Annotated in this window: 6 protein-coding genes; 2 read left to right on the top strand and 4 right to left on the bottom strand. The window is 38.4% G+C overall.

Annotated elements, in window-relative coordinates; translation table 11 throughout:
- Positions 1 to 39: 39 nt before the first annotated feature.
- On the bottom strand, positions 40 to 1,017 hold the full coding sequence (locus V7K53_RS13675; RefSeq protein WP_335198064.1) for an SDR family NAD(P)-dependent oxidoreductase: 978 nt from the start codon (positions 1,015 to 1,017) through the stop codon (positions 40 to 42).
- 12 nt (positions 1,018 to 1,029) lie between these two features.
- The gene (locus tag V7K53_RS13670) at positions 1,030 to 1,923 is read right to left on the bottom strand and encodes a hypothetical protein (RefSeq protein WP_335198063.1); all 894 of its coding nucleotides are present in this window, start codon (positions 1,921 to 1,923) and stop codon (positions 1,030 to 1,032) included.
- 813 nt (positions 1,924 to 2,736) lie between these two features.
- Here V7K53_RS13670 and V7K53_RS13665 point away from each other — a divergent pair.
- A complete protein-coding gene (locus tag V7K53_RS13665) occupies positions 2,737 to 5,322 on the top strand; it encodes a GAF domain-containing protein (protein WP_335198062.1) in 2,586 nt (861 codons plus the stop codon).
- A gap of 504 nt (positions 5,323 to 5,826) precedes the next feature.
- Here the strand turns inward: V7K53_RS13665 and V7K53_RS13660 are convergent.
- Both V7K53_RS13660 and V7K53_RS13655 read right to left on the bottom strand, forming a co-directional pair.
- A complete protein-coding gene (locus V7K53_RS13660) occupies positions 5,827 to 6,909 on the bottom strand; it encodes a response regulator (protein WP_335198061.1) in 1,083 nt (360 codons plus the stop codon).
- Between the two features lie 1,409 nt (positions 6,910 to 8,318).
- Positions 8,319 to 8,810 carry a hypothetical protein gene (locus tag V7K53_RS13655; RefSeq protein ID WP_094352211.1) on the bottom strand — a complete coding sequence of 164 codons (492 nt, stop codon included), beginning with the start codon at positions 8,808 to 8,810 and terminating at the stop codon, positions 8,319 to 8,321.
- A 1,931-nt stretch (positions 8,811 to 10,741) separates the two neighbouring features.
- Between V7K53_RS13655 and V7K53_RS13650 the strand changes: the two genes are divergently transcribed.
- Entirely contained in the window at positions 10,742 to 11,971 is a 1,230-nt protein-coding gene (locus tag V7K53_RS13650; RefSeq protein ID WP_335198060.1) for a sedoheptulose 7-phosphate cyclase, read from the top strand.
- The last annotated feature ends 1 nt before the right edge of the window (position 11,972 follow it).

Below are 11,972 nucleotides of genomic sequence, written 5' to 3'. Positions count from 1 at the left end.
TTGTTTGCTAAAGGGGTGAAAAAATTTGCATATTGGGCATTAAATTTTAGGCGAACCGAGGGCATTCAATAACAGCAGCGACCACGGCAGTTTAATATCAGGTATGAGCCATGAGTACTTTCTCAGTAAGGGTAATGCAGCAGATATTACAAAACGCAGAGAGCGTAACGATGCAGGCCGATCGCCATTTTCATCTACAAGATTATATTTCTGAGCCAGTTCGGCAACAATCTGCACGCGTCCTGTATAGTGGATTATATTTGGCTCACCAGCAAGTGCAGCGATCGCTCGTCCAGTAAATAAGGGAGTTTCCCAGTTGTAGCGATCGCTTAAAAATGAGAAATTATTTTCAGTAGCATTGGTTTGATTCATTTCAGAAGCAAAACGGGAAAAAAGCTCAGTACCAACAATACCCGGCCAAATTGAAACAGAAGTGACGTTATAGGGCTTTAACTCAACAGCCATATTAGCAGCAAGGCGATCGCAAGCTGCTTTACCAACACCATAAGCTGTATCAAAGATATAAGACATCCCACCCCATGAGGAAATGGTGCAAATGAGTCCAGAGTTACGCTTAGTCATCATCCGAGCCGCAAAAACACTCGCAACATAGTGGCTCCGAAGACCAACGTTGTTGCTAGCATCCCAAAGATTTGGTTCAGAATCCCAAAAGGGCCGTCCATGAGCGTCTTTTAATGCCTGAACTCCTGAATAAGCATTATTTACCAGTAGGTCGAGTTGGCCATTTTGCTCATCTTGAATGCGATCGAAAAGCAAACGCACCTGCTCATCGTCACTGTGGTCTACTTGGACGGGAATGCATACACCACCGACTTCCTCAACGGCTAATTTCGTTTCACTAAGACTTCCTGAAACTCCGTCACTAGAAGAGTTCTTGAGGCTGCGACCCGTGACGTATACAGTTGCACCTGCTTCACCAAGACCAATGGCAATTCCCCTACCAATTCCCCGCGTAGCACCTGTTACTAAAGCCACTTTACCTTCAAGATGTTTCATGAGCACTCATTTCTAATTTTTTAGCGTTAAATATTGATTATTACAATATTCTTTCGTAGCAGTGACTGAAACAACTTCTATTTCTATCGGTTTTTCTTTAGTTCCATCGATCAGAAACTCACTAGCTCCTTCACGAGGTTTTTTCGGATTTCCCCAATCATAGGTGTAACCTAAACCTGTCCAAGGATAATGTTCTTGATTAGCAACGACATAAGAAGCTGTGTATATCTCTTGCAAAATCGGATAACTAGCAGTAATCGGTATATCAAAAACATTACAACTAGAATCATTAATTTCTGGATCGACACATGGTCTACTTAAATCTTCAGCTTTCACCCACATTTCTACAAAATGGGTCTTATTTGAATTTCTATTTAAAATTAAACCTAAATACTGCTGTAACCTCAGAGAAAGCATGATATTACCGGGAATATTTATACCGATCCCCTTACAATTTTGACAAAATTCTTTAACTTGAGGAACAGCTGTTAACCAAGTCCGTGCTTCTATACTTTTTTTTGTACCTACTTTCCAATCCTCAGTTGGGTTTTTGACATATTTCCAACTTGCCATCAGATATTCAATTTTGCCATTATTTTCTCTCCACTTTATTTGAGGATTAGTTTTTGATAATAACCAAAGATTTTTTACGACTTTCTCTTCACTCGGTCTTTTTGCATCCTCAATAGCTGCATCTAACTGCTTTTTCAGAGCTTTATAACTTTCTGGTTTATTTTTCTCCAGATACTCATTGACATTTGGATTGGTTTCTAATTGCGCTACTAAATCCTTTCTGAGGTTTGATGTACTCTGTATGGGAATTTCTGTAGCTAGCAAACTGGAATATCCTACTGCCAAAAATGCACCTGTCAAACCTAAAAATACTTGAGTCTTTAATTTTTTCATTAAAATAATCCTGTGGATTTACAAGAATAGGGTGAATGTTTCAGCCCATGTAATATGTGGGTTCAACTCTAAAGATTAAATCTGATTTTATATTTATGTTTGGCTGAGATAATATTGTGCTTAATATTTTTAATTAACTCTATCTGTAGAAAAATGAATAGAGCTAGTAGTCTGTCACAGGCATCACAACAGATTAATAGAACTCATAATCAGCAAGGGCTAATATTTAGACAAAATTCGCCCTCATTCCCCAACCCCTTCTCCCAATATTGGGAGAAGGGGAGCGAATTTAAAAGTCCCTCTCGCAAGCTTGGGAGAGGGATTTAGGGTGAGGGCTTTTGATTCATGCAACAAGTCTATTGTTTACTCAGCGCTTTCTTTTTCAGGCTGACATATCTGCGACAGGAAGCGATCGCAGTTGAGTTATAAAATTACGTATAATTACTTACAAAATATAGCCATTTTCAAATAAATCGACTATAACTCTACGGATCCAGCAATGCTCATTAGTGTTACCTTGCAAAATCTTACAACGCAACACTAACAATCAATCCTCTGCGGAAAACATTGTTTTCTCGTTTATATGAGGGGTCTAACCCTCTATTTATCATCTGTATTCACCACTGGGAAGGGGTTTTGGTCAAGCCATGCTTGTTGGTAATCAGCTTGAGCGTTTATTCACAGGATGACGCTGGCTAAACAAGCGATTAAACTATGGATAATGTCGAGCAATTGTTGCTTTTAACACCACTTACATAAATTTAATCTCATTGTTAAATCTAAAACCTCATTCTGTTATATAAAATACCAGTTATGTCAGCGTATCAAGGAAGTTGTGGGGAGACCACCGATTTGGTTATTGGTGTTCACAACCAAGAAAACCTCGAATTACCAGCAAAATCTGCTCCTGTGGGTGCTCTTGCCACAAGACAAGGAACTTTTTCTACGTTTCTTGCTCCCTTGACTCAGGATACTTTTAAACAGGTCGTTAAGGATGTCGAGCAAAAATTACAGATTGTTCATCAAACCCTATCAATGCTTGATTCTCAAGGGTTTGAAACCATTCTGCAAGAAATGTTGCATTCGATTACCTTGAAAACCGGGGAATTACTGGGGGCAGACCGGACGACGATATTTTTATTGGATGAAGAAAAACAAGAACTTTGGTCAATTCTAGCTGAGGGTGAGGGCGGTCGCTCTTTAGAAATTCGCATCCCCGCAAATAAAGGTATTGGTGGTGAAGTCGCCACTTTTAAAGAAGTTATTAATATTCCCTTTGATTTTTATAACGATCCGCGATCGCATTTTGCCCAAGAACAAGAAAAGAGAACTGGCTATCGCACCTACACTATGTTAGCTTTGCCACTCTTAAATGAACATGGTCAATTAGTTGCAGTAGTGCAATTACTGAATAAATTAAAATCTGGAAATAATCACGATGCTCGACTTGCAGAGCGTATTGATACCAGAGGTTTTACCTGTGCTGACGAACAATTATTTCAAGAATTTGCCCCTTCGATTCGCCTGATTTTAGAGTCTTCGCGCTCTTTTTATGTAGCTACTCAAAAACAAAGAGCAGTGGCGGCGCTGATGAAGGCAATCAAGTCACTTTCTCAAAGCAGTCTCGACCTAGAAGACACCCTCAAACGGGTGATGGATGAAGCCAAAGAATTGATGAATGCCGATCGCAGTACACTATGGTTAATAGATCGCGATCGTCATGAATTGTGGACGAAAATTACTCAGGATGATGGTTCAACGAAAGAGTTACGAGTCCCCGTAGGTAAGGGCTTTGCTGGGATAGTCGCGGCTTCTGGTAAGAAGTTGAATATTGGCTTTGATTTGTACTACGATCCTGACTCAGAGACAGCCCAAAAACTAGACCAGCAAAATGGCTATCGCACCTGTAGCTTGCTTTGTATGCCAGTATTTAATGCCGATCAACAACTGATTGGCGTTACCCAACTCGTAAATAAAAAGAAATCCGGGGATTTTCCCCCTTATAATCCAGCTGATTGGCCCAAAGCTCCTGACTGCTTCCAAGCTAGCTTTGACCGCAACGATGAAGAGTTCATGGAAGCTTTTAATATTCAAGCGGGAGTAGCGCTGCAAAATGCTCAGTTGTTTGCCACAGTCAAGCAACAAGAACAAATGCAACGGGATATTCTGCGTAGTCTTTCCAATGGAGTGGTTTCCACTGATAAAACTGGGTTAATTATCGCCGCTAATGAAAGCGCCCAACGTTTGCTAGGACTGGGAGTAGATGACCGTTTAGAAGGTAAATTAGTTAATGATGTCATTGGCATCAAAGAAGGAGACTTTAGCAAGTGGTATCAGGATGCTTTACATGCAGTTGACTTAAAAGGTCGCCAGCAATATTATCCCGATCGCACACTTCTCAGCACTGGTACAGAACAGCATAGTATTAATTTATCGATTAACACAATTGCTGATGCTAGCGACCAAGAGCAAGTCCGTGGGGCGCTGGTGGTGATGGAAGACATCAGTGATGAAAAGCGGCTCAAGAGTACAATGTACCGCTACATGACCCAGGAATTAGCCGAAGAATTGCTGAAATTAGATGATGCTAAATTAGGAGGCGATCGCAAAGAAGTTTCGATTTTATTTTCCGATATTCGCGGCTACACCACATTAACAGAAAACTTGGAAGCAGAAGAAGTGGTGAGTATGCTCAATGAATATTTTGAATCAATGGTGGAGGCAGTTTTTAAACATAAAGGCACTCTTGACAAATATATCGGTGATGCCATCATGGCTGTATTTGGTTCTCCTCTACCATTAGAAGAACACGCTTGGATGGCAGTACAAACATCCTTAGAAATGCGCCACCGCTTGCACGAATTTAATCAACGTCGCTATACAGATGATAAGCCCAGAATTAAAATTGGCATCGGCATCAACTCAGATACCGTGATTAGTGGGAATATTGGCTCTAGTAAGCGGATGGAATTTACTGCCATTGGCGATGGCGTTAATCTTGGCTCTCGATTAGAAAGTGTCAGTAAACAGTACGGTTGCGATATTATTATTAGCCATAACACTTTTAAACCATGCCAAGAAAACATTTGGGCTAGGGAACTAGATTACATTCGTGTCAAGGGTAGAAACGAACCAGTAGCCATATACGAATTACTGGGTTTGCGTTCCAATCCGATTGAGAGCGAAAAATTGCAAGTGATTGAGCACTATCATAAAGGGCGTGAGTATTACCTCCAGCGGCAGTTTTCTCGTGCCAGAGCTGAATTTGCTAATGTTTTGGCAGCAGACAGCCAGGACAAAGCTGCTATGTTGCATCTGTTGCGTTGTCAGCATTGGTTACAATCACCCCCAACAGAATCAGATTGGGATGAAGGAGTCTGGACATTTCAGGAAAAATAACCCTACCGACTTTTAGGTTAGGGCTTGTAACTAATACCAAGTTCGGGTGATTACTTATAATAAAACTTATCAATGTCGGTTGAGTTGAACGGCAGTGAAACCCAACACGAACAAGGATCAAGCGTTGGGTTTTGTTCCTCAACCCAACATATAGATGTTATAAGTATTTGACCGAACCTGATATAATACCAATTTTAAAAAAGATATAGATTAACTGATTATTTGTCACTGTTAACAACTTGTGTAGCAGATTTCAATTTGGTGAGGTACACAAGCTAAATCTGTTACTCAGGTACAAAGTGGTTTTACTCCTGTTAGCACAGCGGGGCGCAACCCATTCTGAATTCTGATATATTAATCTGTCTCTATAAGAGAATAACTAATTAACTTTAACTTACTCAGACAATATTCTATAAATATAATGATAGTGAAGCAGATAACATTCACCCTTAAATATCTAAAATAATAGGCTGTTTAAATTGAGTGACTTGCTATATTAGGAAATTAAACAATATGTTGAAAAATGACTTTTAGTAAATCTCCTTGTTTAAAAGGCTTAGTTAAATAGCCTGATGCTCTCACCATCTTAGCTTTAGCTCTATCTAGAAATCCTACTTTTTCTGACACCATAATCACAGGTGTATTTTTAAAATATGAGTGTTTACGTAGCAAAGAGCAGAGTTCATATCCATCGAGATTAGGCATTGATATATCCAACAAAATTATGTCGGGTTTTATACGGATAATCTGCATTAGAGCTTTTAAGGAATCAGTGACTCCGATAACAGAAAAAGTTTGCTCATCTAAGTAACTTTTAATAGCATTCAATACCGTAGGACTGTCATCAATACACAAGATTGTGTAGATTTTTCTGTCAGCAGGCGGTTGGATGATTTGCTGACCTCTGTGTTCATTAGTATTAATCGAGTAGGCTGCTGGCTTATAGCCGTTTATTTTAGGTAACTTTGGCGTAGTTTTCGCTTTAGATTGTAGCTCATTTGTTTGGAAAAATTGTGAAGTATGCGATTGATAACTTGATGATGTTTGACGATAAACCGCTTCATTTTGGGGCGTTAAACATCGTTCAACTAATAAACGAACATTTAGATGACAAAACTTTGGCATATCATCCAGAAAACTCTCAGGAATAAATTCATAACTTCCCTCCTCTAAATTCAGAAATGATTCTAGAACTTCTAGCGCCAATTGCTCTATCAGCATTGCTGCTTGAGAAGAACTGATATATTTCTGATTGACTAACCAACAAATCGCCAGATAATCTGGGTTCGGTATTGCCTGATTTTCAATACCAGTTTCAAATATCGCCCGCAACTGGTCCTTGATTCCGTCAGGGAGAGTAGAAATTTGCTGACTCAAGCGTTGCAAATTTCTGTAAAGCGGTTCAAACATTTTCTCTGAGTAGCTGGCATAAATTAATTTCCCTTCATCTACATATATTGACCAAGAGCCTGATGTGCTAAACACCTGTAAACACCCAGTAACCGACTTACCAGTGATTTTTTTCAACAAAGTTAGGGGCTGGAGCTTTTGAAAAAATCTGTATCTACTAATCGGAAGTGTCTTCATTGCGATCGCTCTGGAATAAAATTAACATTTGCAGGTAAAATTAGTGAATTACCTTTTCGGAATTCACTGTGACTTTGTTGGAAGCACTTTTCAGATAAATATAGCGGTCATATTTGAGTTAGTACAGAGATTCCACACCCCCCAACTCTTAATTCACCAATCTCTGTTAAGCTATAATCCACAACTTACAACTAAACCAATTCATGCTACTGACCAATAGCAAAATTGCCCGACTAGTTGCCAGGATATAGTATTTCAAAAATTAGATTGGTTTTCTGTATCTTTAGCTAATCTAGCCAATCTAACAGTAACTCAAGTGCCACACAAAGACCATTGGCTCTCGCCCATCAGTCACAAAAGTATCATTGTTATCCGTATTTTGCAGCCTAAAATTATAGATACTTTAGTTCTCTTGCAAAATTATTTTTGCCCTTAATGCTAAAGTCTGGAGCAACCAAAATCCACTGGGATGTAGATGTAAATGCCTCTCTGCCAAGGTTTATAAACATTAATTCCGTGCTGACGAACTATGTTTTTGTAGCCGTTACGAAAGTCAGGGGGTACTTTTTCAAGAAGTTTATTCTTGAGGAGAACTTCACAAGAGAAAAAGTATTATTAAAAACTAAGCATTCCAAAAGTTCAATATCTTACTTAAGTTTGTGATTGTAGAGCAACTCTTGGTGTCGGGATTCGGCAAAATTATCACTTGCACAACAAGGATGGTAAATCTCCGGCCAAGAATGAGTTTGCTGATAATTGCCGCCATGATGGTATGTGGTGAGATGCACAGGCGACCAAATCAGTAGAAGGGAATATCTTCATAAGTACTGAAAACGGGTTCTAATGTTGTGTGGGGCTAAATAGTCATCCTGCACAAATTGGAGTGACAAATTCAAGAACTTACAGGAAAATTCTTGATTAGTAGTAGATACCTTGCAAAATAGCTGTTTTCAGCTAGATGGTAGATAACAAGTAACATACTCACTAAAACTTAGGTTACTATAATTTTCAAAAAAAATTAGCAGAAATATATAAACTTCATGATAAATCAGTAAAGTAAACATGAAAACTAATTAATATCATCTTCCAGAAAATTGTTATAAATATTTATTTGTTTAGATGTCCGGGAAAGCTGAAAATGTCTAGTAAAAGATAATTATATGTCTGCTTATTGAATTACACTTATAAAAAACTGAATCATTTTTATGGTAGCAATTTATCCGAAAAATCCCAAGTTTGAAAAATCACAAATATAAATACAAAATTGTACGCGTAGGCAATAGCCCGTCGTAAAGATCGCATTCATTAACCCATAAGATATATGTAGCAAAAAGACGCAAAGAAATTCTTTGCGTCTTTGGCGTGAGATTTATAAGTGGACATTCTCACCGTTATACTTCTCCATCTACTTAAAATTGCTCCCGCCAGCACCAGCTTAAAAGTGTACCACCAGCTACCAGCTTCACTACTTCTAGTAGCCAATAACTACCATGTAGTAAATTCATTGTCGATGGAATAGCAGCAGCAGCTTCAAATAGGTTGAGTTGAACTCCTATAGCGCACATCTGCGGAGTTAAGAAATAGGTGTCAAGCACAGCGATAGTCAACAGCAGCACAGATAAAACAATACTGCCAATACTCCAGTGATATCGGGTTTTGCTCAAAGCTAGTGCCCCAGTCAGCACTACAGCAGCTGATAATAATTCCATCCGATTGAAGTTCCAAAAAATCGTATAGCCTGCTGTCGTAAAACCAGCTTGACTCATCATCCCCGAAAGATAAAGGCTAGGCATAATTACCCAGTCTAAAACTAGACTAGCACTGAGCCAAAAGCCCAAGGTCAATACGATCGCGGTTTGCCAAATTGGTCGTTTGAATTCTAGGTTAGAAATAGCAGTCATAAAATAATTGCGTGTGTTGTATTTCTTTAGTTTCTAACTTCACCAGCAGTTTGACAACTAATATCAACTAACCTTTACAAAGCGATCGCTCTTACATTCTGAAGCCAATACCAAGATTTTTTAAACTAAGTTAAGAAATCTTAAGATTTTATAAAAAGTAATTTCAATAGATTTTGTCTCCTTAGAAATAACGCAATTTTTTCTATCGAAATTAACTTGTCAAGCAATATTGGATGTTAAAGCAGACACTTCAGTTATTTTGTACCTCATCTACTTGAAAACTGCTGGATGAAAATTCTTATTTGATTAGCTTCCTATTGGCTGATAGAGGAACCAAGAATATTCATCCATGAATTATCTCTCGCCCTTTGTCTATTATAAATACTCAACTTTTTATATTGTAAAGTAACTAAGCGATCGCACTCACAGATTCCCCCCTTTGGCAGCTATCTAGCACAACAGTAACGTCGTCAATTTTCAACGCAGATATGATATCAAAACAGCGTGTGTTCCATGATGTCTTAGATTACGCCACTTGCGATCGCATTCGCATATCCTGGCAATACTTTTCTATCTATGTGAATTAATATACTGTTATTTCATCCGATAAATTGCGATCTTTTACCCGTGAACCATGCCCGCAAAGGTGAAATATTGTATGTATCTGCATCTAGAACCGACAAAAGCAATGGATTTCGAGCAACGTAACGCATAATTAAATTCACCAGATGTTTCTTAGATATAGCTTCTACTTAAGATATCTTGTTGTATAAAATATCTATCTTTAGACATATCTTTTTGTAGGCGTCTGGCGATCTAGTACCCTTCGTATGGTGGATTGACTTAAATATATTTACAAATGTTATGATTTATATTAATGTAATGTTATGATTTGTGTTGAACTTTTCAGTAACTAACTAGTAAACTTTTTGCTGGTTTAGCTTGAAAAGGCTTAATTTAGGACTAAGAAAGCAATTTAAGCAAACTTGGAAACCTCTAACACACACAACTGTTCCTTAAAAAAGTTAAATTTTTGTTACTAGTGACTCAGATATATTTAAATTCTGAATTTTCAGGAGTTGCTGAGGTAGGTATGTCAAATACCGATCGGTAAATTGACTGATAAAGGAGGTATTGTACTGGGATTCTGAATAAAATGCAGTGAGTCATCATTGTTTTGAGCCATTTTATGGTTTGAGACTAATGCAGAAAAACAGTGAGGTGAGGATTAATCACGCCTGTAATATCAAGTGTCAGCCTGGAGATAGACAATAATAAACAATATGAGTAGTTTACTAAAATATGAGTTTTGCAAAGTTTAATGCTCGGAAAGCTGCTATATACAAATATATTGGAGTTAATAAAAATTCAGATAAACTTCCTAAAAGTCCACTGTTATTCTGAAGAAAATAGAATGTAGCGAGTTTAGTAATATAAGGTTTGAGACTAATGCTAAGAAACAGCCAACTAACGATTAATCAGGGTTCTAATCTCAAATTGAAGCTTGGAGATCAACGATATAATCAGTTGTCTCGGCTAGAATTTTTACGGAATCGTACAGTTGGAAAGCCACTATATTTAAATATAGTGGAATCAATCTGAAGTCAGATGAATTTCCCAAATTTAAAGTCAATAATCCACAAAAGAGGCAGGCAAGTATTATGCCAATATATTGCTAGTGGGTCAAGTTGACTTGTTTGAGGTTATACCGATTTAAAGGTTAACCCATCTACAAAATTTACTCAAATGAATGGTGTTGTTTAATAACATTGCCAGTCAGTAATAAGCGTTAGCTTTTTATTGAAAGCTAATCTTGCCCTGTCTTTTATCTGAAAAGATAAAAAGCATAGTTCTTTGCTGGCATACATTAGGGTAAATCGCAATTATTACCGAAATCTCACAATTTTGTAATTGGAATAAGGTCAAAACACATGAATAAAGTTCAAGCATCATTTGAAGCTACGGAAGCTGCGTTTCACGTGCAAGGTTACGAAAAAATCGATTTTAGTCTTGTCTATGTGAACGGTGCATTTGATATTGAAAACAGAGAAATTGCAGATAGCTATGCAAAATTTGGTCGCTGTCTGACTGTAATTGATGCCAATGTTCATGAACTTTATGGCGATCGGATCAGGTCATATTTTAGACACTATGACATTGAACTGACAGTATTTCCGATCATCATTACAGAGCCGGCTAAAACCCTTGCAACGTTTGAAAAAATTGTTGACGCTTTTTCCGATTTTGGCTTAGTTCGTAAAGAACCGGTCTTAGTTGTCGGTGGTGGTCTAGTTACTGATGTGGCTGGGTTTGCTTGCGCTTCTTACCGTCGCAAGAGTAACTATATTCGTATTCCTACCACGTTGATTGGTTTGATTGATGCAGGTATAGCGATTAAAGTAGCAGTTAATCATCGTAAGGAAAAAAATCGCTTGGGAGCATATCATGCACCTTTGAAAGTGATCCTAGATTTCTCATTTTTGAAAACCTTGCCAACGGCTCAAGTTCGTAATGGGATGGCAGAGTTAGTGAAAATTGCTGTAGTGTCTAACTCTGAAGTCTTTGAACTGCTATACGAATATGGCGAAGAACTGCTTTCCACTCACTTTGGACACGTGAATGCGACACCGAGAATTAAAGAGATTGCTCATAAAGTCAACTATGAGGCAATCAAAACTATGTTGGAGTTAGAAACTCCTAACTTGCATGAAATAGACCTCGATCGCGTCATTGCCTACGGTCACACTTGGAGTCCTACCCTAGAATTAGCACCTCAGATACCCCTATATCATGGTCATGCAGTCAATATAGATATGGCTTTGTCTGCAACCATTGCAGCACAACGCGGCTATATCCCCACAGGAGAGCGCGATCGCATCCTAGACTTGATGAGTCGTATCGGTTTATCACTCGATCATCCTTTACTAGACGGAGATTTGCTCTGGTATGCTACCCAATCTATAAGCTTGACACGAGATGGCAAACAACGTGCAGCCATGCCTCGTCCGATTGGTGAGTGCTTCTTTGCCAACGATCTGACTCGTGAAGAACTTGATGCTGCCCTAGCTGAACACAAACGTCTTTGTGCTAAATACCCTCGTGGCGGAAAAGGTGTTGACGCATACATTGAAAATCAAGAAGCCAAGCTAGTGGGGGTGTGAA

Origin of the sequence: Nostoc sp., assembly GCF_036917355.1 — a bacterium.
Classification (GTDB): Bacteria; Cyanobacteriota; Cyanobacteriia; order Cyanobacteriales; family Nostocaceae; genus Nostoc.
Note: the sequence above shows the minus strand (reverse complement) of the source record. Positions and strands in the feature narration are given on the sequence as shown.